The 24,679-nt window shown below is 47.1% G+C and carries 28 protein-coding genes, 2 rRNA genes and 1 riboswitch; of the genes, 28 read left to right on the forward strand and 2 right to left on the reverse strand.

The genetic code is table 11. The features are described 5' to 3' along the window. From BAZ21_RS24590 to BAZ21_RS24600, 3 genes are all read left to right on the forward strand, one after another. Window positions 1-108 (forward strand): 23S ribosomal RNA (locus BAZ21_RS24590); the annotation flags it as partial. A 146-nt stretch (window positions 109-254) separates the two neighbouring features. Beyond that, window positions 255-371 (forward strand): 5S ribosomal RNA (rrf, locus tag BAZ21_RS24595). A gap of 229 nt (window positions 372-600) precedes the next feature. Then, window positions 601-1,020: a hypothetical protein gene (locus BAZ21_RS24600; RefSeq protein WP_007427993.1), complete on the forward strand. Its 420-nt coding sequence runs from the start codon at window positions 601-603 to the stop codon at window positions 1,018-1,020. 295 nt (window positions 1,021-1,315) lie between these two features. On the opposite strand, the gene BAZ21_RS24605 is transcribed toward BAZ21_RS24600, so the two are convergent. Further along, complete coding sequence (locus BAZ21_RS24605; protein ID WP_068505528.1) at window positions 1,316-1,843, reverse strand: hypothetical protein; 528 nt, start codon at window positions 1,841-1,843, stop codon at window positions 1,316-1,318. A 401-nt stretch (window positions 1,844-2,244) separates the two neighbouring features. Between BAZ21_RS24605 and BAZ21_RS24610 the strand changes: the two genes are divergently transcribed. From BAZ21_RS24610 to rsmI, 10 genes are all read left to right on the forward strand, one after another. Beyond that, window positions 2,245-2,430 (forward strand): sigma factor G inhibitor Gin, encoded by a 186-nt coding sequence (locus BAZ21_RS24610; protein WP_007427995.1) that lies wholly within the window; start codon window positions 2,245-2,247, stop codon window positions 2,428-2,430. Window positions 2,431-2,578: 148 nt separating this feature from the next. Further along, window positions 2,579-4,159: an aminotransferase class I/II-fold pyridoxal phosphate-dependent enzyme gene (locus BAZ21_RS24615; RefSeq protein WP_068505529.1), complete on the forward strand. Its 1,581-nt coding sequence runs from the start codon at window positions 2,579-2,581 to the stop codon at window positions 4,157-4,159. 102 nt (window positions 4,160-4,261) lie between these two features. Then, window positions 4,262-4,909, forward strand: coding sequence for a dTMP kinase (gene tmk, locus BAZ21_RS24620; protein ID WP_068505576.1), 648 nt, complete (start codon window positions 4,262-4,264; stop codon window positions 4,907-4,909). A gap of 74 nt (window positions 4,910-4,983) precedes the next feature. Further along, window positions 4,984-5,313 (forward strand): cyclic-di-AMP receptor, encoded by a 330-nt coding sequence (locus BAZ21_RS24625; protein ID WP_007427998.1) that lies wholly within the window; start codon window positions 4,984-4,986, stop codon window positions 5,311-5,313. Window positions 5,314-5,512: 199 nt separating this feature from the next. Then, window positions 5,513-5,956 (forward strand): YaaR family protein, encoded by a 444-nt coding sequence (locus BAZ21_RS24630; protein ID WP_025719053.1) that lies wholly within the window; start codon window positions 5,513-5,515, stop codon window positions 5,954-5,956. Between the two features lie 126 nt (window positions 5,957-6,082). Further along, window positions 6,083-7,078 carry a DNA polymerase III subunit delta' gene (holB, locus tag BAZ21_RS24635; RefSeq protein WP_068505530.1) on the forward strand — a complete coding sequence of 332 codons (996 nt, stop codon included), beginning with the start codon at window positions 6,083-6,085 and terminating at the stop codon, window positions 7,076-7,078. Between the two features lie 136 nt (window positions 7,079-7,214). Then, the gene (locus BAZ21_RS24640; RefSeq protein WP_068505531.1) at window positions 7,215-8,015 is read left to right on the forward strand and encodes a PSP1 domain-containing protein; all 801 of its coding nucleotides are present in this window, start codon (window positions 7,215-7,217) and stop codon (window positions 8,013-8,015) included. Between the two features lie 27 nt (window positions 8,016-8,042). Further along, entirely contained in the window at window positions 8,043-8,417 is a 375-nt protein-coding gene (gene yabA / locus BAZ21_RS24645; RefSeq protein ID WP_010349522.1) for a DNA replication initiation control protein YabA, read from the forward strand. An 84-nt stretch (window positions 8,418-8,501) separates the two neighbouring features. Next, window positions 8,502-9,257 (forward strand): tRNA1(Val) (adenine(37)-N6)-methyltransferase, encoded by a 756-nt coding sequence (locus tag BAZ21_RS24650; RefSeq protein ID WP_068505532.1) that lies wholly within the window; start codon window positions 8,502-8,504, stop codon window positions 9,255-9,257. Further along, window positions 9,254-10,135: a 16S rRNA (cytidine(1402)-2'-O)-methyltransferase gene (rsmI, locus tag BAZ21_RS24655; protein ID WP_068505533.1), complete on the forward strand. Its 882-nt coding sequence runs from the start codon at window positions 9,254-9,256 to the stop codon at window positions 10,133-10,135. Before BAZ21_RS24650 ends, rsmI begins: the two co-directional genes overlap by 4 nt. Window positions 10,136-10,259: 124 nt before the next feature. Here rsmI and BAZ21_RS24660 read toward each other — a convergent pair whose 3' ends face one another. Further along, the gene (locus BAZ21_RS24660; RefSeq protein ID WP_007428005.1) at window positions 10,260-10,514 is read right to left on the reverse strand and encodes an AbrB/MazE/SpoVT family DNA-binding domain-containing protein; all 255 of its coding nucleotides are present in this window, start codon (window positions 10,512-10,514) and stop codon (window positions 10,260-10,262) included. A gap of 331 nt (window positions 10,515-10,845) precedes the next feature. Between BAZ21_RS24660 and BAZ21_RS24665 the strand changes: the two genes are divergently transcribed. The 15 genes from BAZ21_RS24665 (at window position 10,846) to BAZ21_RS24740 (ending at window position 24,580) form a co-directional block, all read left to right on the forward strand. Beyond that, window positions 10,846-12,129 (forward strand): HD domain-containing protein, encoded by a 1,284-nt coding sequence (locus tag BAZ21_RS24665; RefSeq protein ID WP_068505534.1) that lies wholly within the window; start codon window positions 10,846-10,848, stop codon window positions 12,127-12,129. A 42-nt stretch (window positions 12,130-12,171) separates the two neighbouring features. Beyond that, window positions 12,172-12,942 carry a TatD family hydrolase gene (locus tag BAZ21_RS24670; protein ID WP_068505535.1) on the forward strand — a complete coding sequence of 257 codons (771 nt, stop codon included), beginning with the start codon at window positions 12,172-12,174 and terminating at the stop codon, window positions 12,940-12,942. Between the two features lie 201 nt (window positions 12,943-13,143). Then, window positions 13,144-13,345: riboswitch (cyclic di-AMP (ydaO/yuaA leader) on the forward strand. A gap of 274 nt (window positions 13,346-13,619) precedes the next feature. Next, complete coding sequence (locus tag BAZ21_RS24675) at window positions 13,620-14,768, forward strand: 3D domain-containing protein (protein WP_068505536.1); 1,149 nt, start codon at window positions 13,620-13,622, stop codon at window positions 14,766-14,768. A gap of 145 nt (window positions 14,769-14,913) precedes the next feature. After that, entirely contained in the window at window positions 14,914-15,459 is a 546-nt protein-coding gene (gene rnmV, locus BAZ21_RS24680; RefSeq protein WP_010349530.1) for a ribonuclease M5, read from the forward strand. 7 nt (window positions 15,460-15,466) lie between these two features. Then, window positions 15,467-16,351: a 16S rRNA (adenine(1518)-N(6)/adenine(1519)-N(6))-dimethyltransferase RsmA gene (gene rsmA / locus BAZ21_RS24685; protein ID WP_007428010.1), complete on the forward strand. Its 885-nt coding sequence runs from the start codon at window positions 15,467-15,469 to the stop codon at window positions 16,349-16,351. A 55-nt stretch (window positions 16,352-16,406) separates the two neighbouring features. Beyond that, the gene (gene yabG, locus BAZ21_RS24690) at window positions 16,407-17,303 is read left to right on the forward strand and encodes a sporulation peptidase YabG (RefSeq protein WP_068505577.1); all 897 of its coding nucleotides are present in this window, start codon (window positions 16,407-16,409) and stop codon (window positions 17,301-17,303) included. Between the two features lie 206 nt (window positions 17,304-17,509). After that, window positions 17,510-17,791, forward strand: a complete 282-nt coding sequence (gene veg / locus BAZ21_RS24695; protein ID WP_007428012.1) for a biofilm formation stimulator Veg — start codon at window positions 17,510-17,512, stop codon at window positions 17,789-17,791. Window positions 17,792-17,955: 164 nt separating this feature from the next. After that, on the forward strand, window positions 17,956-18,135 hold the full coding sequence (locus BAZ21_RS24700; RefSeq protein WP_007428013.1) for a small, acid-soluble spore protein, alpha/beta type: 180 nt from the start codon (window positions 17,956-17,958) through the stop codon (window positions 18,133-18,135). A 143-nt stretch (window positions 18,136-18,278) separates the two neighbouring features. Next, on the forward strand, window positions 18,279-19,133 hold the full coding sequence (ispE, locus tag BAZ21_RS24705) for a 4-(cytidine 5'-diphospho)-2-C-methyl-D-erythritol kinase (RefSeq protein ID WP_068505537.1): 855 nt from the start codon (window positions 18,279-18,281) through the stop codon (window positions 19,131-19,133). 181 nt (window positions 19,134-19,314) lie between these two features. Then, complete coding sequence (gene purR, locus BAZ21_RS24710; protein ID WP_068505538.1) at window positions 19,315-20,154, forward strand: pur operon repressor; 840 nt, start codon at window positions 19,315-19,317, stop codon at window positions 20,152-20,154. Between the two features lie 162 nt (window positions 20,155-20,316). Continuing rightward, window positions 20,317-20,604: a septation regulator SpoVG gene (gene spoVG / locus BAZ21_RS24715; RefSeq protein WP_007428016.1), complete on the forward strand. Its 288-nt coding sequence runs from the start codon at window positions 20,317-20,319 to the stop codon at window positions 20,602-20,604. Between the two features lie 345 nt (window positions 20,605-20,949). Beyond that, window positions 20,950-22,347, forward strand: coding sequence for a bifunctional UDP-N-acetylglucosamine diphosphorylase/glucosamine-1-phosphate N-acetyltransferase GlmU (gene glmU / locus BAZ21_RS24720; protein WP_084011911.1), 1,398 nt, complete (start codon window positions 20,950-20,952; stop codon window positions 22,345-22,347). A 59-nt stretch (window positions 22,348-22,406) separates the two neighbouring features. Further along, window positions 22,407-23,360, forward strand: a complete 954-nt coding sequence (locus BAZ21_RS24725; protein ID WP_068505540.1) for a ribose-phosphate diphosphokinase — start codon at window positions 22,407-22,409, stop codon at window positions 23,358-23,360. 343 nt (window positions 23,361-23,703) lie between these two features. Then, entirely contained in the window at window positions 23,704-24,264 is a 561-nt protein-coding gene (pth, locus tag BAZ21_RS24735) for an aminoacyl-tRNA hydrolase (RefSeq protein ID WP_068505542.1), read from the forward strand. 85 nt (window positions 24,265-24,349) lie between these two features. Next, a complete protein-coding gene (locus BAZ21_RS24740; RefSeq protein ID WP_013308128.1) occupies window positions 24,350-24,580 on the forward strand; it encodes an anti-sigma-F factor Fin family protein in 231 nt (76 codons plus the stop codon). Window positions 24,581-24,679: the final 99 nt, after the last annotated feature.

The following is a 24,679-nucleotide window of genomic DNA, read 5'->3' on the forward strand; positions in this document are numbered from 1 at the left end:
TTTCCCAATTAGTAAGACCCCTTGAAGACGACGAGGTAGATAGGTTGGGGGTGGAAGTGCAGTAATGCATGGAGCTGACCAATACTAATCGGTCGAGGGCTTATCCTAAAGATAGGACGCAATAGAGTTTCGGATCCAGTTTTCAGGGTGTAGGTTTGATATAGCGTAAGCTCAAGTAGCTTAGGCTGGACAAGCGAACACACAGCATTTGGCGATGCTGATACCTGAATAAGAATTTGCGAAGCAAATTCATGTTTGGTGGCGATAGCGGAGGGGTTCCACACGTACCCATCCCGAACACGACCGTTAAGCCCTCCAGCGCCGATGGTACTTGGACCGCAGGGTCCTGGGAGAGTAGGACGTTGCCAAGCAACAGATAAAGAGGACCATGATCTCAATGAGATTATGGTTCTTTTTTGCTTATACATATATTTTAGAAACGTCCTTACAAAAGGAAGGTAACATTTTTGTTACGGAATGTAAGAGTAAACCCTGTATAATAGGTATTGAATCCCATACACACGCTGCATTATTGCAGAATTATGCAACTTCCTATGGTGGAATTTGTATAATCAATCAGGCTGGTAAGGAGGGAAGATCATGCGGCGAAATAAATGGCTTGCTCTATTGGTGCTATTCAGTGTCGCTGTCGCGATTCTTACCGGGTGCGTGGAAGAGGAGCCTTCTTGGACATCGTTTGAGGGAGCAGCCAACGAGAAGACGTTCCCGGTTCCCAAAGAAGCTAGTAAAACGGATCGGGCCAGCAGCAACTCGGATATGGACTATGTCCGCTATGCACTACCGGCGTTGAAGGAAAGCGATAGCTTGCCTGCTCCTTATTTGGAGGAGATTGCGGCTTGGGGCTGGACGGAGGAACCGAATTTATCCACTTCTAATCAGAAAGTGTTTCAGAAAAATAAGCACATGGTGCATTTGTCTGTACATGATGGCTCTTTTACTGTATTGGTTCCGAAGGATGGAAAGACTGCTGTGAAGAGCAAAAGTGTGGACCTTAATTAGTGAGCTCGCGATTTTCAACAAGGGTGCAAGGGCATGCAGCGCAAAACATGTTGTATGTCATTGTTAGTTCCAAATCATGCGGGTAGAATGCTGTGTATAATACTGAATGAAGAGATTAGATAAGGGAGCACTCAAAACTGCTGTTGAAGTAGCGGAGTGGCTTCCTTTCATATATTTGTGTATAGGTAAAAAAGGAGCGACTCTGTTGAGGTTGCTCCTTTTTTGGTAATAGATGATCGGGGATAGCCAGATCGGATCTGACCTTCTATCTGTGTGGATAGATGAATGGCAGGACTTACTGTTGATAATAGGAGGCATCTTCATCAGTAAACTTCAACATGCCGTCCTTTCTCTCGCCTGTAAGCCGGCTTAGAATGTATAGACGCGGTGCAATAAGCCAGAGATGCCAGAAGAGTAAGGATACAGTAAAGGCTGGTGGAGACCAGAGTATGAATACAGCTGACAAGCAAATACCGATCCAGAGTGTATGTATGTGTACACGACGAAAGATACTGTAGCCTATGTATTGGTCTGTCATATATCCCAGCCAAGGCAGTTTGCGGTGAAATGTCCAGCGTTTGCGGAAAGCTGTTCCGCCGCCTATGAATAGTACAGATCGCGAAATGACGAAGTGTACCCATAAGGTCAAGAAAAAAGCGAGGGCAAACAAAAAAATGCTGGTCCAGGAAAAGGCAACAAGCAAAAAAAGAAGCATAATGACAGGCAGTGAGATGTGGCTCCATATCAGCTGACGCGGTATACTGATTTTTTTAATGAGCTTATAGTGATAGTAGGTAGCTTTGGTTCCGGTTTCCTCTGTCATGCAAACAGTCCTTTCATTAATCTACTGCATCACAAGTGGCTTCCCGCCCACAGCCGGATAAAGGGACGGTACTTCGCTCATGCCGCTTTAAACAAGCATCAAATCGTTTTTTGTAAAAGTACAGAATGATTGGCGTCTAGCGTTAGCTAACCTATTCTATAATTAGAGGGAAAGCTATCACTAATGAAGTGTACAAGGCTCCCATGAAAGGGTATCCATACTTAGGAGCTTTTCTTATTATATCGGCATAGGCGGCAGTTTTTTTAAACATACGGCGTACAAACACCATAAGGGCCCAGAGGGAATATATATAGAGTATATCGTCGAGCTGGGCTATGAAAAGGTTTAAAATAGTAGAAAGTGCCCCATACTAATAGTAAAAGAAACAAGGTGGGATGGATATGCATGATCAAAACGGCCACCGCTGCATCATATGCGGCCAACACAAGCATGAAGGCATTTTTATCGTTTCCGAGTTTATCTGCGATGCGTGTGAAGTAGAAATGGTGCACACGGATGCAACAGACGCCAAATATCATTTTTTTATTGATCAACTTAAGCAAATCTGGGTTCAGAAAAATGCATAATATCCTTTGTCGGCTAGTCTTTAGAGGATTGGCATTCCAAGGCCTGTCGATACGGGCCTTTTTTTCTGTGAGTAAAAGTAGGATTCTGCTTGATTTTACGATAAAATAGGGTAGATATAAAGCTTTGTTTCGGAAGGATTGCAGAAGGATGGGGAAAAAGGCGGGACATGCACCATTAATGGAAGCCCTCATACGTTATCGGGATAAGGGTAGTGCTTCTTTTCATGTACCGGGTCACAAAAATGGACAAGTATATGAGCATGAAGATATCGCGTCTCTGCTACAAGAGGTGATGTCGATTGATGCGACGGAAATTACGGGACTGGATGATTTGCACCACCCAGAAGACGTGATTCGTGAAGGGCAAGAGCTGGCTGCGAAGTGTTTTGGTGCGGAGGAGAGCTTTTGGCTGGTTGGGGGGAGCACGGTCGGTAATTTGGCTATGATTCTGACAGTATGTACAAGGCCGGGAGATGTACTGCTGGTACAGCGAAATGTACACAAGTCTGTCCTAAATGGTCTTATGCTGGCAGGAGCTACTGCGGTGTTCATGGAGCCCGAAATAGATACGCTTAGCGGGCTGGCGGTTGCTCCGTCGACGGATACGGTAAAGGCTGCGCTGAAGGCCTATCCCTCGGCTAAAGGGGTACTGCTTACGCTACCTAACTACTACGGGATGGGGTATGATCTGAAGACAACGGCTAAAGCCTGCCATGCAGCCCATGTGCCGCTATTGGTAGATGAGGCACACGGCGCTCATTATGGGCTGCATTCTCGTTTACCAGCCTCTGCTCTCTCCTGTGGGGCTGATGTAGTTGTTCAGTCGACACATAAAATGCTCCCAGCTATGACCATGGGGGCCATGCTGCATGTGCAGGGAGAGCGAGTCCATCGAGAGCTGCTCCGTCAGCGACTAGCTATGGTACAAAGCTCCAGCCCCTCGTATCCGTTAATGGCCTCGCTGGATTTGGCAAGATGGCATATTGATGTTCATGGCGAGGAAGCCTTTACGAAGGGCTTGGCGGCGGTGGACGCTTTTAGAAAGGGTCTGGAGCAGCTTCCACGCTTTCGCTTGGTAGAGCCTACACGGCAAGCAAAACGTGGGGAAGGAGCTCATAAGGACAGCTCTGAGGGCTTGGAAGGGGACGGGGAGAGGACTAGTGAGTATTCAACCCAGGACCCATTTAAAATAGTATTGTACGATACACTGGCTGTATTGGATGGCTTTGGACTAAAGCATGAGCTGGAGACTTACGGGTGTATTCCGGAGATGAGTGACGAAAAACATGTTGTTTTACTGTTTACGTTAGGCTCTACGGTCAGAGATGCGAGTCACCTGTTGCAGGCGCTTGTGCATATAAATAATGATATAAGGTTTAAGAAGGCGGCTGGTGAGTCGGGTTCCATGGAGCTGGAGCAGCATGGACTAGATTTGGATTTTTCCACGTGGAACAATGATCGTATGACGGTTTACTCTAATCCGGTGCAGTTCGGACTTCAACCGATTAGCCCGGAACAGATAGAGGTCGTGTCGGTAGAGGACTCAGCTGGCAGGGTAGCTGCGGAAATGATTATCCCGTATCCTCCAGGTATTCCGCTGCTGTATGCAGGAGAGAAGATCACGGAGGCGAATGCTCTGCGGATGAGGCGTCTACGTGAGCTGGGAGCCAAGTGGCAAGGAGTAGCAGATGAAAGTATGCTTACGATTCGGGTATTCCGTTTAGAATAAAAATTAGGTACGAGAGACTCAACAAATACAGAAGGCTGAATAAAAGAAGCATACGAGCCTGTGGGTGACTTTTATTTTTCAGGCTGGAAAGCAGGGAATGATATGAATCGCAAAGGCATTTTTATTACGCTGGAGGGGGGAGACGGCTCCGGTAAAACAACCATGATCCAACGACTGGCGAAGTTTATGGAGGAGGAAGGCCATCCTGTCATCACGACGAGGGAGCCGGGTGGCATCGAAATTTCTGAGAAGATTCGCTCTATCATTTTGGACCCGGCCCATACCAGTATGGATGCCCGGACAGAGGCGCTTTTATATGCGGCAGCTCGGCGCCAGCATTTGGTGGAGAAGGTAAAGCCGGCTATTGAACAGGGAGCTATCGTATTGTGCGACCGTTTTGTGGATAGCAGCTTGGTCTATCAAGGATTTGCAAGAGGAATCGGGATAGATGAGGTTGCTTCAATTAATCGTTTTGCGGTCGACGATTGGGAGCCGGATGCTACTTTTTATCTGGATATCGAACCCGAGTTGGGATTAGCGAGAATTAATGCGTCACGGGGAGAGGGAATGGATCGCCTCGATATGGAGAGCATTTCGTTTCACCATAAGGTGAGAGAGGCCTATCTGGAGCTTGCTCGTCAATTTCCGGAGCGAATTACGATTGTCGATGCATCTCCTGCACCGGAGCAGGTAGAGCAAGTATTAAAGGATTTGCTGAAAAAGCGATTTATTCAGAATTTTAACGTGTAATTGTCGAAGGATATACGGTAAAATTGAGCTAGGGACAAGGTTGTCCCAAATATGGCTTGAAGGAGGAGTACAGGATGAAGCTGATTATTGCGATTGTACAGGATAAGGATAGTAACAGATTATCCAGCGGACTGGTGAAAGCTAATTTCCGTGCTACGAAATTGGCGAGCACAGGGGGATTTCTGCGTGCAGGTAATACGACGTTTATGATCGGTGTCGATGACAATCAGGTGGACTCGTTGATGAATGTCATTCGCAGCAGTTGCAAGGTTCGTGAACAGCTGGTCACACCCGTTACTCCTATGAGCGGGACGACGGACTCCTATCTGCCGTTGCCTGTTGAAGTACAGGTGGGCGGAGCTACGGTGTTCGTGATGCCTGTAGACCGTTTCGAGCATTTCTGAATCTACACAATAGAACCTATTCTGCCGATATGATAGGGAAAATGCATATTTCTTGCTCACATGATTGGGAGTGAGGGCAAATCCACTAAAACGGCAGCGCCAAAGCGCAGTCCCCGGAAAGCCGATGGGACCCCTAAGTTCCAGATTGAACTGTTGAAGAGGGGGAAAGTGGAAGCATCCGGGGAGAAAGCAGGTTTATATGAAAATAAATCCGGGCTATCGCCCTTTACAAAGTACGTTGTCTACAAATGAGATGAGCACGAAGCCGATTCAGCCCAAGAGTTTTTCCGATGTTATGCAGCAAAATGGGGAGCAGGCTTCGCAGCAGGAATTGAATCGGCGCTTCAAGGAAATTCAAATGCAAGGAGATCGTCTTGCACGCTCAATGACGATTCGTGAGCTGAAGGCTTACAAGATGCTGGTCAAACGGTTTTTGGAGGATACAGTTCGGAGAGGCGTATCTATGAAGGATACGAAGGGCTGGGATCGGCGCGGGCGCAGCAAGCGTTACAAGCTAATCGATGAAGTGGATGAGATATTGCTCAAAATGGCGGATGAGTTGCTTGAAACCGAGCAGGGCAAGATTGAGCTTTTGCAAGGAGTCGGTGAAATAAGAGGGTTGCTGATTAATCTCTCTTTTTAATGCAGAGTTATGCTATAAATGAATATAACGGGCTGTCGCCACGAAGAAATAATCTGCTTGCTGATCATGCTGGCAGATTATTTTTGACTATGTGGTGCATGTGAGCAGACGTGAAAGTGAGGAATTATGTCTTTCCAACATATAATGGGACAGGATATAGCCAAAAAAATGCTGCAAAGCGCGCTACGGAATCACACGGTCAACCATGCCTATGTTTTTAGCGGACCGCCGGGAAGCGGGCAGATGAAAACGGCGCAGACCTTTGCCAAGGCTTTATTTTGTGAAGAGCGGACGGATGATGCATGTGGAGAGTGTTTGTCATGTCGTAAGGTAGAACACGGGAATCACCCGGATTTGCATATTGTAGAGCCAGATGGAGCTACGATTAAAATTGACCAGATTCGTGGGCTTCAGCGTATATTTTCTTACAGATCAGAAAGCTCCAATCCGAAGGTATATATCATCCAGCGAGCGGATACCATGACAGTGCAGGCTGCAAACAGCCTGCTTAAATTTCTGGAGGAGCCCCAGTTACCCGTGGTTGGCATACTCATTTCTGACAATGGACAGGCTTTACTGCCTACGATCCAATCACGGACGCAGATGGTTCCTTTTCATGCTTTGCATCCGGAAGTGATGATGCAGGAGTTGATTGGGGAAGGCTATACGGCAGGGCTTGTTCGGTCGGTGGTTTATATTGCTTCGGGACTGGAATCATGTAGAGAAATTCTCCAGCAGAATTGGTTTGCAGAAATTAGAAACGTAGTGTTACAATTAGTGAAGGAGTCCATGAGCCGGGGGAGCTCGTCCATTATTCTGGCTCAACAGAAGATTTTTAAAACTGGACTTTCTGAACACCTGGATATTCTGTTTCATCTGTTTCATTTGTGGTTTAAAGATATGCTTCATTTCCGTTACGGAAGGCACGAAAGCATTGTTTTCATAGATCATTTGGAGTCCGTCTCCAAATTGGCAATCACCCGCAGCACGGAACAATGGGTCTCTTATATGGATTTGGCCGCGAATTGCAGAAAAAAGCTCCGTTTTAACGTCAATGGGCAATTATGCGTGGAGCAGCTTCTGATTGGGTTGTCCGATACAAGCGGTTCTATCACCGGCTAACAGGAAGGCGCTTGTTCCACTCTGCACAATCCGCGACGCCAGGTTCCCGGTTTGTGCGACAGTGAGACTTCAATTGCGGCCATTCGTACAATGTCGGCTTCAAATGAGGTTTAGTGGCATACAAGGGGGTTAATTTTTGTATAGTGTAGTGGGTGTCCGTTTCAAAAAGGCGGGCAAGACTTATTATTTTGATCCGCTGGATCTTCCAGTGGAGAAAGAAAACTGCGTCATTGTAGAGACCGCACGCGGTATTGAATATGGCAAGGTTGTGGTGGGCAAAAAAGAGGTAAATGACTCGGATGTTGTCCTGCCTTTAAAAAAAGTCATTCGTATTGCCGGAGATGATGATGCTCTTGTTGTAGAAGAGAATAAATTGGCGGCCAAGGATGCATTCGGTACGTGTTTAAATAAAATTAAAGACCATGGCCTTAAAATGAAACTGGTGGATGTGGAATTTACATTTGACCGCAATAAGATCATTTTTTATTTTACGGCAGAGGGTCGGGTGGATTTTCGAGAACTTGTAAAGGATTTGGCCAGTATCTTTCGTACACGGATTGAGCTGCGGCAGATCGGGGTACGGGATGAGGCTAAAATGCTCGGCGGGATCGGACCATGTGGACGTATTCTGTGCTGTTCCTCATGGCTGGGGGATTTTGACCCGGTATCTATCAAGATGGCGAAGGATCAGAGCTTGTCGCTGAATCCGACGAAGATTTCCGGGTTGTGCGGAAGATTGATGTGCTGTCTCAAGTTCGAACATGATAACTACGAGAGCATGAAGGAAGAGCTACCTCAGGTGGGTAAGATGGTGGTCACCTCTTTGGGGGAAGGTAAGGTTGTAGGCGTAAATGCAGGTCATCGTACAGTGCATGTTCAATTGTTTGAGATCAGCAAGGTCAAGGAACTTCCAATGGACGATGTAGTCGTCAAGTAAACCATTAGGTTGCTTCGGGGTGGAAACTTGGATAAATTAAATGTTTTTGCGCGTATTCACGAAATGGAAACCCAAATGGGACAGTTGTATAGCGATCTGGGTGAATTGAAACTGGCAGTGAAAGAGCTGCTGGAGGAAAATCAACGACTAACGATTGAAAACGAACAGGTGCGCAAGATGCTCAAGCGTGAAACCTCTGGAGAAGAAAAGCCGGCGAGCAAACCGAAGCTTCCTCCTCCAATCGTCATTAAAGATGAAGAGGGAACGGGCGAGGTCGTGGGCGAAGGCTACGACAATCTGGCACGGCTGTATCATGAAGGATTTCATATATGCAACGTGTATTACGGACATTTGCGAACAGAAGGCGATTGCCTCTTCTGTCTGTCATTCTTGAATAAATAAAAACAAGCCGTAGGAGTAAGATGCCTACGGCTTTTTTGTAAGGAAGTAAGAGTGATTCCGGTTAAAAAAGATGGGAGATCACATATGTACGAAAATGAAAAGAAGTCCGAACGGATTGACGATCTGCTTTCACATAATCTGCGTATTATTCAAAGTGATGAGGTATTCAGCTTCTCAATGGATGCAGTCCTGCTGGCACGGTTTGCCGGTATTCCGCAGCGAGGAAAGATTTTGGATCTGTGTACAGGAAATGGGGTTGTTCCTTTGCTGCTTACGACACGAACCAAAGCGGCTATTGAGGGAATTGAAATTCAGCCACGTCTCGCGGATATGGCTAGACGCAGTGTCAGCCTGAATGGATTGGAGGAAACGATTCAGATTCGGGAAGGGGATCTGCGCGAGCTGGTTCAAATTACGGGACATGGTGTTTATGATGCGATTACCGTGAATCCCCCCTATATGCCGTTAAACGGCAGCGATTTGAAGGTGAACCCTCATCAGGCCATTGCGCGTCATGAAGTTAGCTGTACATTGGAAGACGTCATTCAGGCGTGTACCCGACTCGTCCGCAACGGGGGAAAAGTGTCCATGGTTCATCGCCCGCAGCGGTTGGGTGAAATTATATCTCTGATGCGTGCTCACAGTCTGGAACCGAAGCGGATTCGTTTTGTTCACCCACGGGCTCATATGGAGGCCAATATGGTACTGATCGAAGCGCTGCGTGACGGTAAGCCGGAGGTTCGCTTATTGCCCCCGCTCATTGTTTATCAGGAAAATGGGGATTATACTCAGGAAATAAGGGATATCTATGGGGAAGTAAGCAAGGGGGATTCAGTGTGAAAGCAGCTGTGCAAAAAAGCTTTAGTACCAGTGAGGAAGAACGAGGCAAGCTGTATCTCGTTGCAACACCGATTGGGAATTTGGACGATATGACCTTTAGGGCGATTAACACCTTAAAATCGTGCAGTATTATAGCGGCAGAGGACACACGGCAGACACGCAAACTACTGACACATTTTGATATTACGCCGGAAATGCTCTTCAGTTATCATGAGCATAATAAGGTTGCCAGTGGGCCTGAGTTAATACGGTATATAATAGAAGGAAAAAATTTGGCACTGGTCAGCGATGCCGGTTTACCAGCCATTTCAGACCCCGGTGCAGATTTGGTCAAGCTGGCCCTGGAAGCAGAAATTAGCGTCATTCCTATTCCAGGAGCGAATGCGGCATTATCAGCTTTAATTGCCTCTGGGCTGGATACAGAAAGGTTCACCTTCGCTGGATTTCCACCACGGGAGAAAAAGGACCTCGAGAAGCTGCTGCAATCGTTTCAGGTATCTCACGGTACGATTCTTTTTTATGAATCTCCACATCGTATTGTGAAGACACTGACGGTATTAAAGGAAACATTGGGATCACGTAAAGTGGTGCTTGCGCGTGAGCTGACCAAGCTGCATGAGGAATGGGTGCGGGGAACGGTTGAGCAATGCCTTGCTAAACTGGAGGAGTATCCACCGATTGGTGAATATTGTCTGGTCGTTGAGGGAAAAAACGAAGCGGAAGAGGAGCAGGAGCGTCAGGCATGGTGGCAGACCTTATCCTTGGAGGCCCACGTCGCTCATTACGAGGCAGAGGGTATTACACGCAAGGATGCGATGAAGCGTACAGCCGCGGATCGCTCCATTTCCAAGAGAGATGTTTACAACGCACTGCTGTGAATACTTGTCCGGACAAAAAAGGGCCTTCCAACGGTTGGGTTCAAACCGTGGAAGGCAACAAGGAGTATATATGAAAAAGGTTAGAATTAACAATCTTTGATAAGTCTATTATATACTAAAATTCTCAGTTTGTCACAGGTGTTGGGATTTCAGAAATGCAATCTTGGCAAACAATTTTTCCTTTGAAGTAAATTACGTTCTCAGCATTGCCGCAGAAGATACAAGCAGGCTCGTATTTTTTAAGCATGATGCGCTCGCCATCAACATAAATTTCCAAAGCGTCTTTCTCTCCGATTCCCAGAGTACGGCGCAATTCGATTGGAATAACAACACGTCCGAGCTCGTCAACTTTTCTTACAATACCAGTGGATTTCATCATAATAAATCAGGCTCCTCTCGCCAATTAAAATAATATAAGTGTCATGATTCGACAAAATTTTCTCTTTTCTGATAATTACTATACCAACGATTCCCAAAACAGTCAACCTAAAAAAAGTAGTAACAGGCTGATTATGCAAAAATATTTAGATTAAAGAGCTTGATTCGTGTCAATTACCTTATTTTACAGATGATTTATCACTTTTGTCGATTTGGAAATGCCTAAAAGTCATGATTCGACATATTACGACAAACGATGTCGAATGAGGGAAACGATTTAGGATTTTAATGTATTTTAATCCATTATTCCGAAAATTAAAGGAGTTGATATCTTGCACCAGCCACTTAGTGAAGAAAAAGTTTTTAAAGACCCGGTACATAACTATATCCATGTTCAGGATACAGCGATATGGCGGTTGATTAACACGCCGGAGTTCCAACGGTTACGCCGCATCCGGCAGCTGGGTACATCTTATCTTACGTTTCATGGAGCGGAGCATAGTCGTTTTTCACATTCATTAGGCGTATATGAAATTACGAGACGTATTATTTCCCAATTTGAACGCGGGGATTTTCCCGATTGGCCAAAGGAGGAAAGGCTGGTTGCTCTGTGCGCCGCTTTGTTGCATGATGTGGGGCACGGTCCATTTTCGCATTCCATAGAAGAAGCCTTTCATATGAACCATGAGGATTGGACGTGTCGCATTGTATTAGGGGATACAAAGATCAACGCCGTACTGCGGCAGGTCGATGAGGAGCTTCCGCAAAAGGTGGCTGCGGTCATTGCCAAAACGTATGACAAGCCAATCGTCGTCAATTTGGTAACCAGTCCGCTGGATGCCGATCGTATGGATTATCTGCTGCGGGATGCTCATTCGACAGGTGTCAACTACGGCACCATTGACTTGGATCGTATTTTGCGGCTGTTGCGCCCACATAATGGGAGAATCGTCGTAAAGGAGTCTGGCATGCATGCGGTAGAGGATTATTTGATGTCACGCTACCAGATGTATTGGCAAATTTATTTTCATCCTGTAACACGCAGCTCGGAGATCCTTTTGCGTAAAATTTTCAAGCGGGCGAAGGAATTGTTTAAAAACGGATATGAGTTTGGTTTTCTGTTGGACCCGCTTCCGGACCTTCTGAAGGGAGACCTTACAGTAGAACAATATCTGATGCTTGATGAGTCTCTGATTCAGACGGTATTCAGCCAGTGGAGACGAGAAAAGGACAACATTTTAAGCGATTTGAGCACTCGTTTTATGGATCGTAAATTGTATAAATATGTAGAGATTGATAACATGGATACAGATACCATTGACAGTATTCGAGGAGCTTTGGCTGAGGCTGGTTTGCACCCGGAATATGATCTTGAAATTGATTTTCCAACCGATCTTCCTTATGATGTGTTTCGGAAGGGTGGCTCGACGGACAATCAGATTCTACTGCTTGGACGTCAGGGTGAGGTGAGAGAGATTTCCGAAGTTTCGGAAATTGTGCGCTCGATTAGTGGCATTCACCGGGGAAAATATCACATGTATTATCCCCAAAATAAATTGAATGGGGTAAAAGACAGGCTTCCTGCCGAAATAAGGAATTATTTTGTCAAACAATAGACAACTATATAACAATGAAAGTGAAAAAAGGAGATCAATACCTTGGAATTATTCGACACTCATACTCACTTGGATGCGCCGCAATTTGACGAAGACCGTGAAGAAGTTATAGCACGTGCTGTCGAATCGGGAGTAACCCGGATGATTAATATCGGATTTAATCGTGAGACGATTCCATCCACGATGAAATTGGCCGAGACGTATGATTTTATATATGCGGCAGTCGGATGGCATCCTGTGGATGCCATTACAATGCAGGAGGGCGACCTGGAGTGGATTGCATCGTTATGCAGTCACAAAAAAGTTGTTGCCATCGGGGAGATTGGTCTGGATTATTATTGGGATACATCACCGAAGGATGTACAGCATCGGGTGCTTCGAAATCAAATCGGTCTGGCTCGGGAGCTGAATATGCCCATTGTTGTCCATAACCGGGATGCGCATGAAGATATTATTAAGATTTTACGTGAGGAAAAAGCGAGCGAGGTTGGCGGAGTCATGCACTCCTTCTCCGGAAGCTGGGAGACAGCTAAAATGGTGCTGGATATGGGCTTTCACCTTTCCTTCGGTGGGCCAATTACGTTCAAAAATGCAAAGCAGCCCAAAGAGGTGCTTGCACAGGTTCCGCTGGACCGTCTGCTCATTGAAACGGACGCACCTTATCTGACACCTCATCCATTTCGTGGAAAACGAAATGAGGCTGCACATGTGAGGCTGGTGGCAGAGGCGGCTGCCCAAATCAAGGGGATTACAGTGGAGGAATTGGTGTCCATAACGACCCAAAATGCCTTGGAACGATTTGACATCAGATGAAAAAGAGAAGAAACCAACCAAAATAATGAGATAGACGGAGCTAATCATAAATTTGTTGCAGGAAACTCGAGAATATTACAATATTTTAACCGAATATTTTGAAAAATGTACTTGAAACCCGCTTTACAACATGCATAGAAACAGGATATCATCTTTTCAGTGAATTGTTGATTGAATGTAAACTCCAACAAGTCATTTCATGAACCAGTCTCGCTGAGTCCCTTTTACAGGGAACGGGGGAACCGGTATGGCTTACTGCAAGTCCGTCAAGCCATATTTCGATTTCTTTCTGGGTCTTCGGGGTGAATGTGAAGGCGACCGCCATGAGCGGTTGACCCAAGCTAGGGCGACTCTCTACGTCCGAACCCGACAGCTAACCCCGTAAGCGTAAACAAGAGAGAAGCCATCTCGTGCATGATTTTTCCGCATATTCACTACATGCCGGAAGCCACGAAAGAGCTCTCTAGTCTCTTTCTCTGGCTTTTTTTGTTTGTGAATAAAAGAAAATCTGTCATCATACTGTGATTAAACAGAGGAGGACAGCATGCCGCGAAGACGGGTACATGGTGCAGGACAGTCGCAGTACGGGCTTGTCTTGTAGAAAATCTGTTATAGTCACGTCAAATCTCAACTATGTCTTACTCTAGACGGCGGGCTATGTAAGGAGGACGGAGGAAATGGGCATTTTCCAAAAAGAGGAGACCCATGAGTCACGCTCATCCAGCATGTCTTACGTATTACGTTGGAAGAAGGAAAATGTGCGCCAGGCTGCTTTGGTTGCTATTTTTCTAATTGCACTAACGATTATGATTTCAATTCTGGTGTACACTCAATCCAAGAAACAGGTCTTTTTTGTCATCAATGGTAAGGCATCTGCGGTAGAAACCCGGGAATCCAAGCTCCAAGATTTGCTCAATGAGCATTCCATTTCAGTGCAGCCGCATGATACGATTTCTATGCCGCTGAACGGAGCCATACAGGATGGGGATCGCGTAATTATCAAACGTGCCAATCAAGTTAAAGTGACCTCAGGCAATGAGACGAAAAAGCTGTACACAACAGAAAATACAGTAGAGGGTGCTATTCGCACTTCGGGCTATAAATTATCGTCAAATGATAAGGTTTATCCCGCGCTCGACACTTCTGTTTCGTCTAACATGGACATAAAAATCGTCCGCGTGAAGAAACAGCAGGTCGAACAGAAGAAACAGGTGCCTTATCAGGTCATCAAAACGTCCGATCCGAGTCTCTATAAAGGCGATAATAGGGTCCTCCAAAGCGGTAAATCAGGTGTTGTCGTCCAGCACGTTCAGAAGGTATATCATGACGGAAAATTGGTATCCAAGCAGCTGGTCAACAAGGAAGTCGCACAGAAGCGTGTGGATAAGGTAATTGCCGTAGGAACGAAGAAAAAACCGGTCGTTCTGGCTGCTTCTGTCGGTCCGGAAGATGCCGGTAAGGTGACACAGGTGAGTTCGGGCAATGCTGTCCGTAAAGCGGGTGTAGATTTTAAATACAGCAAAGTATTGCAAAACGTCTCCATGACGGCGTACTCCTCACAGGAGCCAGGTATCGGTACACGTACCGCCTCTGGTACACGTGTCACGGAAGGGCGTACCATCGCTGTCGATCCAAGCATCATTCCAATCGGCTGGTGGGTGTATATTGAAGGGGTGGGCTTCCGCCGTGCGGAGGATACCGGTGGCGCCATTAAAGGCCACAAAATCGATGTGTATTATGAGAGTTTGAGCCGGGCTAATCAATTTGGTCGTAAACACGGTAAAACCGTATATGTAATCGGGCCGGTAAAGCCTGAAATGAACTAAAACGGCTTGTGTATGTTCAGGGCAATGCGATAGTATTAACATCATAGTTATGCCATGCTAAGAAGAGGATATCCTCTTCTTATTTTGTTTTCAAAAGCAGGGAAAGATAATATAGCATGCTGTGTAGCAGTGGAGGGAAACGCAAATGATCAAGGAAGTGATCGTGGTCGAGGGTCGGGATGATACAGTGGCTATTCGTCGTGCTGTTGAAGCGGACACAATAGAAACGGGCGGCTCTGCCATTAATAAAATGACGCTGCGCAAAATTGCATTGGCGCAGGAGCGGCGGGGTGTCATTATTTTGACCGATCCCGATCATGCAGGAGAGCGCATCCGCAAAATTATTGCCTCCAAGGTACCCGGCTGTAAGCAGGCCTTTATACCTGAGGCGGAAGCGACGCGTAAAGGGGATATTGGGGTGGAGAATGCTTCACCCGAGGCCATCAGACACGCCCTCGCACGAGTACATACGACGGTGGAAGGAGCCGATCCGCTGATTGAGTGGGCGGATTTGATTGACGCCGGACTTATCACCCACCCAAATGCTGCTGCGCGCCGTATGGCGCTCGGCAATGTACTGGGTATTGGCTATTGTAACGGAAAGCAGCTGCATAAACGGCTCGCTGTATTTCAGATCAGCCGTGAGGAATTTGCCGGTGCGCTGGCACAAATCGAAAGTGAAGGATTGTGATATCCGTATGACAGGGATTCAAGATATAGCAACACCGAGGCGTACGAAGGAAATTATTCAGCGGCACGGTTTTTCGTTCAAAAAGAGTTTGGGACAAAATTTTCTGATTGATCAAAATATTCTGAACAAGATCGTGAGTGCTGCCGGATTGGATGACACCAAGGGCGCACTTGAGATCGGTCCCGGGATTGGTGCTTTGACCGAAAAGCTGGCGCAATCGGCCAAGGTCGTGACTGCTGTCGAGATTGATCAGCGGCTGCTGCCTATTCTCGAGGAAGTGCTGGCTCCTTATGAGCATGTGAAGGTGCGTCACGGAGATGTGCTGAAGCTGGATTTGCGAGAGGTGTTCGCCTCTGATTTTGCAGGGGTCAGTAAAGTGAGCGTGGTGGCTAATCTGCCGTACTACGTCACTACACCGATTCTGATGAGGCTGCTGGAGGACAAGCTTCCTCTGGAGAATATCGTGGTCATGATCCAAAAGGAAGTGGCTGAGCGTATGGCTGCGTCTCCAGGTACGAAGGATTATGGCAGCCTGAGCATTGCAGTGCAATATTATAGCGAGCCTGAGCTGGTCTGCATCGTACCGAATACGGTGTTCATTCCCCAGCCGAATGTAGAATCGGCAGTGATTCGTCTGCGTGTGCGAGAAACCCCTCCAGTGGAGGTGGTGGATGAGAAGCACTTTTTTGAGGTCATTCATGCCGCTTTTGCCCAGCGTCGCAAAACGATCTCCAATAACTTGAAAAGCCGCTTCTTCACCAAAGAGAACAGGGACGCGCTGGAGCCGTTGTTGCAGCAGGCTGGTATTGAACCTTCCCGTCGGGGAGAAACGCTAAGCATTGAGGAATTTGCGCGTCTCAGCGCCGTGCTGCTGGAGGCCGGGATTTCCTAAGCTGTAACCAAACTGTGCATTCACCCATACGATATAGGAGGGGTGATACAGTGTGATGATTTTAGGAGACTTGGTCGTTCGAAAATCGTATGGCGGAGATGTCACGTTTCGCGTTGAGGACATCCAGCGGGATAAAGCGATCATCAAGGGGACGGAATTTCGGCTGCTGGCCGATTCCCCGGTGAACGATCTGGTCAAGGTGCCTGCGGACCAGGTTAGCGGTAAGACTCGGCAGGCCCATATTAAGGCTGGAGAGTCTCTTAATCTGCTGCAGCAGGCAAGACAGCGGCAAGCTGCCCGCAGTCAGGCGGCTCTGATTGGCGAGTGGAGTGATCCGGTAGAGTCGACATACTTTGAAATGCCCGGTAAGGTACTTCATCTGGATGGAGACCCTGGCTACTTGAAAAAATGTCTCAGCCTATATGAGCAGCTCCGTGTTCCCGCAGAGGGGCATCACGTTCATGAATCGGCGATGGCCGACACGTTGTACCGACTGCTTCCCCGCATCCGTCCGGATATCGTAGTTATTACTGGACATGACGGTGTATTGAAGCAGCCGCAGCCTTATGACCTGTACAGTCTGAAAAGCTACAAAAATTCGCAAAATTTTGTGGCTGCGATTCAGGTAGCCAGACAATATGAACGTCATCTGGATTCACTGACGATTGTGGCGGGGGCGTGCCAGTCCCATTTTGAGGCTCTGCTGCGTGCAGGAGCGAATTTCGCCAGTTCACCGGGCCGAATCCTGATTCATGCGCTGGACCCGGTTTACGTGGCTGCCAAGGCGGCCTTTACGTCAATCCGAGATACGGTCAACATGGGCGACCTGTTTCACCAGACGATCAGTGGCAGCCGTGGAGTGGGTGGTATCGAAACTCGGGGAAGTTATCGCATCGGCCTGCCCAAGCTTGAAAATTTGTCGACCCTTAAAGTAACGCCTTCCGCTATCTAGGATTTGAACGTGCTAATGCTGAATAAAATTTGCCTGAACAAAAGCCTCTGTATACAGGGGCTTTTTGTCATTTTTATACGGACCATTCCTGTTCGCAAAAATTTAAATTGACAACTTATTTTTTGTGTTGTTATAATATTTAGCTTGATTTGACAATCTCTCTAAAATTCGTTATAATGGACAAGGAAAGAGGTGGTCGTTAGGCAATGGCAAAAAATACGCTGTTGGAAATCAAACGCAGTCTCGACGCACATGTAGGGCAAAAAATTTTGCTGCGGGCTAACGGCGGACGCCGTAAGACCGTCGAACGAACTGGTGTCTTGGAAGAAACGTACCCTTCTGTTTTTATCGTCAAGCTGGATCAGGAGCAACAAACGTTTAAACGTGTCTCCTATAGCTATGCTGACATCCTTACCGAGTCGGTGGAGGTCACTGTATATGATCCCGACTCCCATACAAGTGTAGTCGAGTATTTTGAAGCACCTTAATTGGTTTTACGTAATTTATACCAGCTTTGCAGGTTTAACGGCGGCCTCGTCATTCCAAATGACGAGGTCGTTTTGTATATGTGGAACAGGATAAAGCTTGGCATCTCTGCGCATACTAAGGCGGGAATGATCTTCCTTATTCCATTGCCGAAGGAGGCGTATGCATGAGCCGAAGAAGACGGAGCGTTATGTCGGAGGAGCTAAAGTACGAGCTGGCCAAGGATCTCGGGTTTTACGATACGGTCAAGGAAGAGGGCTGGGGAGGCATTAAAGCCAAAGATGCGGGCAATATGGTCAAGCGGGCCATTCAGCTTGCGGAGCAGGCAGCTTCCCGCAAATCGTAATCATCGGTGGTGCTATGAAAAAGCGGGGATATCCGGTCTGTACCGGGTAATCTCCGCTTTTTTGAACCTCATGACTTGACACGCTGAGTCTGATATAATATGTTAAGCTGTCTTGAGGGAAAAGTTGAAGGTGGGTGAACGCCTTGAAAATATACGAAAAAGCACCGGCGAAAATTAATTTAATGCTTGATGTTTTGCACAAGCGGAATGATGGATATCACGAGGTCGAAATGATCATGACCATGGTCGATCTGTCCGATCGTTTGACGATGTCCGAGTTACCGCGTGACACTATTATTATTTCGAGCCAGGCCGGGTACATACCGTTGGATGAAAAGAATTTGGCCTTTCAGGCTGCACGTCTGATTAAGGAACGTTATAACGTGTCTACGGGGGTGCATATCCATCTGGATAAGCATATCCCGGTGGCAGCAGGATTGGCGGGCGGAAGCAGTGACGCCGCTGCCGCACTGCGTGGATTAAACAGGCTGTGGAAGCTTGGCATTTCGGATGCGGAATTAAGAGTGCTGGGTGCGGAGCTGGGCTCAGATGTGCCTTTCTGTATTACAGGGGGTACAGCTTTAGCGAGCGGACGCGGAGAACTGCTCAAGCCGCTTCCGAACCCGCCCCAATGCTGGGTGATTCTTGCCAAGCCGCCGATAAATGTATCGACCGCAGAAGTGTACGGCCGTGTCAAAGCGGACCAGATTATGCACCATCCGTCTGCCCGGCAAATGGAGAATGCGATCCGCAACGCTTCTTTTACCGAGGTATGCGATGCATTGGGGAACGTTCTGGAGGATGTAACGCTGAAGCTCTATCCAGAAGTGGAGCATCTCAAAAACTCCATGATCCGGTTGGGGGCAGATGGTGTGCTGATGTCAGGCAGTGGACCTACGGTATTCGGACTAGTGTCGAAGGAAGCGAAAGTGCCGCGGATTTACAACGGCCTGAGAGGTTTTTGTAAAGATGTGTATGCAGTACGACTTTTGACCTGATTTTAATTATTTTTTGCCAATTATAGTGGTAATTGTTGTACAAATACGTACGAAGATGATATATTTACTATTAAATATTCGGATTTTACTATACCACTTACATTCCGCCAGCAACCGGCCAGTCCGCCGGTGCTTTGCTGTACGAAGCGGGCGGCAGGAGAATAGATCGCGAGGAATTGTTGTGAAGAAACTTAAAAGAAGCTCACGATTGGTGGAAATGACGCAATTTTTGTTATCACGGCCGCATACGCTGGTGCCTCTTACTCATTTTGCGGATCGCTATGGGGCGGCCAAGTCATCTATAAGCGAGGATCTGGCCATTATCAAGGAAGTATTCGAGGATGAGGGCATTGGCGAGCTTCTGACGCTTGCAGGAGCGGCAGGGGGCGTCAAGCTCATTCCAAGGCTTTCCAAGGAGCATGCACTTGCGTTTGCGAACGACCTGTGTGCCCAATTGGAACAGCCTGATCGCATATTGCCGGGGGGATATCTGTATCTGTCCGATTTGCTGGGCCAACCGGCGATGATGAACGAGGCTGGCAAAATATTTGCGACCGCTTTTGCAAATCGCCAGATTGATGTGGTGATGACGGTGGAGACCAAGGGGATTCCACTCGCTTATGCAACGGGAGCGCAGCTGAATCTGCCAGTCGTTCTCGTACGGCGTGACCATCAGGTGACAGAAGGCTCGGCTGTAAGTATTAATTATGTTTCAGGCTCGCAAAAGAGCCTGCATACGATGTCTTTGTCCAGACGTGCGATGCGAGAGAAATCGCGTGTGCTCATCGTAGATGATTTTATGAAGGCAGGCGGAACAATTCAGGGAATGGTCGATTTGCTGGCCGAGTTTGACGCTGAGGTAGCCGGAGTAGGTGTGCTGGTGGAATCGGGCGAGGTTGAGAATGAAGAGCGCCTGCTGCACGATTATATTTCACTGGCTAATCTGACCGCAGTCGATTCCCGAAGCAAACAAATTACAGTCAAGCTGGGAAATTATTTTGATGACTTGGCAGGGCAGTAAATTGTCACAATCCATCATAAAATACCTAAATATGTCGAAAAGAAATCTTTTCAAAAAAATTACCTGAATTTAGGATACGAATTGTCCAAAAAAAGAAGGAATTCGAATTGCTGTGTGGAATATTACACCAAGTCCTATTTGGAAAAAGGTGGTGAAACACACATGCAGATTACGGATGTTAGACTTCGCCGAGTGAACTCAGAGGGAAGAATGAAGGCGATTGCATCCATTACGATTGATAACGAGTTTGTTGTTCATGACATCCGAGTTATCGACGGTAATAACGGAATGTTCGTAGCTATGCCAAGCAAACGAACCCCGGACGGAGAGTTTCGCGATATCGCTCACCCAATATCTTCAGGAACCCGTGAGAAGATTCAGGCTGCTGTTTTGACTGAGTACGAACGCGCAGCTGTGGATGAAGAAGTCGCTATTGAAGAAGGCGCTTAATTCGCCTAAAGCAGGATTGGGGTACAAAAGAAAAAGAGAGCCACTAACTGTGGCTCTCTTTTCTTTTTGGCTGGAATGAGATATATTCTTTAGTGAGTTAACAGTCAGTTTTAAGGCAACTTGGAGTCATCCGGGCTGCCGAAGCGGCTTTTTCATAAGACAGGGACTGTGCAGCTATGCGTCCCGGGGATGAATGTCCAGCACAAGCTGGCCTGAAAAAATAGCCATTAACCAAAGGTTCGCCGTTATTTTTCAGGAGGATTGTGAAAAGTTAAGCAAAATCTGATCTGGGAATTAACGATTTAGCCAAGGGGTAACTGTTATTTTCAGGATAGGAGGTTGGACTTGTTGGAAAGGTTGGCAGTCATTCTTGCCGCAGGGCAGGGAAAACGTATGAAATCCAAATTATATAAAGTTCTGCATCCGGTGTGCGGAAAACCGATGGTTGGCCATGTGCTCGACACGGTTCGTGAAATCGGGGTGTCCCGAAGTGTAGTTGTCGTGGGCCATGGTGCAGAAGCGGTACAGTCTTACTTGGGACCATCAGCAGAATATGCGCTTCAGGCAGAGCAATTGGGAACAGGCCATGCCGTCAAGCAGGCCAAAGACTTGCTCGGTCAGGAGAAAGGTACGACCATCGTCATCTGTGGAGACACTCCGCTGATCACAGCGGAAACGCTGGAGGGCTTGGTGCAATTGCACGAAAGCCGCGGAGCGGCTGCTACGATTCTGACTGCTGAGCTGGATGACCCGAAAGGATATGGACGAGTTATCCGTGACGCCTCAGGAGCTGTGCTCAAAATCGTGGAGCAGAAGGATTGCTCACCTGAGGAGGATGCTGTTCGGGAGATCAACACGGGAACGTACTGTTTTGACAATGCCAAGCTGTTCACAGCGCTGGACAAGGTAACGAACACCAATGCGCAGCAGGAATACTACCTGACAGATGTCATTGGTATTTTGCATGGCGAAGGTGAGCAGATCGAGGCGTATTTGACAGCTGATGTGTCGGAATCCATCGGTGTAAACGACAGAGTCGCTTTGTCGGTGGCTGAGGGCTATATGCGTGAACGTATCGTTCGCAAGCACATGTTGAATGGTGTCACAATCATTGATCCGTCCTCTATCTACATCGGGAGCGAGGTTGTCATTGGTTCCGATACGGTGCTGTACCCGAACACATGGCTGCATGGTCAGACGCAAATTGGCGAAGATTGCGTCATTGGGCCGCAGGCTGAGATTCAAAATACGATTGTTCATTCGGGCGCAACGGTAAAACATTCAGTGTTGAACGAAGCGGAAGTGGGAAGCAGCACGTCTGTAGGTCCGTTTGCTTATCTGCGTCCAGGTGCGAAGCTTGGCGAACATGTGAAGATCGGTGATTTTGTTGAGGTGAAGAATGCGACCATTGGGGATCACTCCAAGGTGTCTCATTTGAGCTATGTCGGTGATGCCAAGGTGGGAACAAACGTAAATATTGGCTGCGGGGCAATAACGGTCAATTATGATGGATATAATAAATCCATTACAGAAATTGAAGACGATGCCTTTATTGGCAGCAATGTGAATCTGATCGCCCCGATTAAGATTGGAAAAGGGGCTTATGTCGTAGCAGGCTCCACTGTAACGCATGCTGTCCCTGATAATGATTTGGCCATTGCCAGACCACGTCAAGAGAACAAAGCCGGATATGCGGATAAAATCCGCGCGCGTGCCAAAGCGAAGAAAAAAAGATCGGAATGACCTTAATCAGCAAGCTGTTGAATCTGTAATGAATGAACCAGCACGGAGGGTTTCTATTAATGACTTATTGCGATTCCAAACTCAAAATATTTACTTGTAACTCCAATCCGAAGTTAGCCCACCAGATTGCGGACTACATCGGAATCCCAATGGGGGAATCCCATACCACATCGTTTAGTGACGGTGAAATTCAGGTTAAGCTGTCGGAAAGCGTTCGCGGCTGCCATGTGTACGTTGTGCAGTCGACTTGTCTGCCGGTTAACGATAATTTGATGGAGCTATTGGTTATGATTGATGCACTTAAACGCGCTTCCGCGAAAAGCATCAATGTCGTTATGCCATATTACGGTTACGCTCGTCAGGATCGTAAAGCCCGTTCGCGTGATCCGATTACAGCGAAGCTTGTCGCCAACCTGATTGAGAAGGCGGGAGCTCACCGCGTAATCAGTATGGATTTGCATGCCATGCAGATTCAGGGATTCTTTGATATTCCAGTGGATCATATGCTGGGAGCGCCAATTTTGGCCCAATATTTCCGTTCCAAGCAAATTGAGAACCCGATTGTCGTTTCACCCGATCATGGCGGGGTTGTTCGTGCGCGCAAACTGGCGGACTTCCTGAGTGCGCCGCTCGCTATTATTGATAAGCGTCGTCCAGAGCCAAATGTCAGTGAAGTCATGAACATTATCGGGAATATCGAGGGGAAAACGGCTATTTTAATTGATGATATCATTGATACAGCCGGAACGATTGTGTTGGGTGCAAATGCGCTTAAAGAGGGCGGCGTCAAAGACGTGTATGCGTGCTGTACACATGCGGTGCTGTCCGGTCCTGCAATGGAAAGACTGGAGAATTCGCCATTAAAAGAGGTGGTCGTGACGGATACCATTCCGATCGTTCACCCGAATCCGACAAGCAAGCTGAAGATTCTGTCTGTGGCTCCGTTAATGGGAGAAGCCATCATCCGTGTGCATGAGGAATTATCGATCAGCAAACTGTTTGAAATCGAATAAGCGCTGGCTCATTAAAAAGGGGTTGCTTTTTCCATTCGGAAAAGGTAACCCCTATCAGCATGTCAGGCTAAAAGCCTGGCCGAGATATAAATGTGAAGCGTTGACGATTGTATAGCGTGTCCTCTATTTCGACAAAATGCTCATTAAAACGTGCAATGATGCCAATCTGGATGTGCACATTCCCGTCATAAATCTGGACAGGAACGGAATGTTTTAAATGATATAGAAAATGGCTGTCGTATAAGAGGCTATCACCCTGATTGAGCATACCGGCACGCACCTTCCTGTTCAATACAACTATTTTACCAAAAAATACAGACTTCGAAAGAGGGTGTTACGGTTCATGAAGTGGATTGTAGGATTGGGTAACCCTGGTCCCCAATACGAGAAAACGAGACATAATGTGGGATTTATGGCGCTCGATGCACTGGCCTCACGTCATAACATCCAGATCAATCAAAGCAAATGCAAGGCGTTAATTGGAGAGGGACATATCGGCGGCGTGAAAACCGTGCTGATCAAGCCGATGACTTATATGAATCTCTCAGGCGAGTCTTTGCGTGCTTATATGGACTACTATAAAGCGGATCTCGAAGATTTGATCGTCGTGTATGATGATCTGGATACAGAGGTTGGTAAAATAAGATTGCGTTATCAAGGCAGCGCAGGCGGCCATAACGGCATTAAATCAATCATTCAGCATACAGGAACACAATCCTTCAACCGGATTCGTATGGGCATTTCTCGTCCAGAGCCTGGACATGCTATTGTCGATTACGTTCTGGGGACCTTCCCCAAGAAGGAAAAAGATTCGTTAACCGGGATGATAGAAGATACGTGCAGCGCTTTGGAATATAGCTTGAGTCATCCTTTTGAACGGACGATGGCAGAATTCAATAAGTAGCTCAGGCAGAGGCAGACGGGCTTAAATGGAAGATTGTTGGACATACTGAAAGGTATAGAAAACTTTCAGGAGGCATATACATTACATGATTGTTAATTATGTATGCAGACATTGTCGAACTTTCTTGGGACGCATTGATTCGGCGGCAATAACCGAAGAAAGGTTGGGCTTCCATTCCTTGACCCCTGCCGAGCGTAGAGATATAATAGCGTATAATTCGGGCGGCGAAGTGACTGTCAAAGTCATTTGCGAGCATTGCAGTCAAGCGCTGGAAAATAACCCGGAGCTGAGTTTGCTCGTAAATCCGCTCCAATAACAGGTATTCAACTGGTGAGATGTACCAGCTTGAGAGGTGAAGCGATATTTTTCGCTTGTGGAGCCTTGGCAGCATTGCTGAGGCTTCTTTTTCGGTTTA

Origin of the sequence: Paenibacillus kribbensis, from assembly GCF_001705305.1 — a bacterium.
Taxonomy (GTDB): Bacteria; Bacillota; Bacilli; order Paenibacillales; family Paenibacillaceae; genus Paenibacillus; species Paenibacillus kribbensis_B.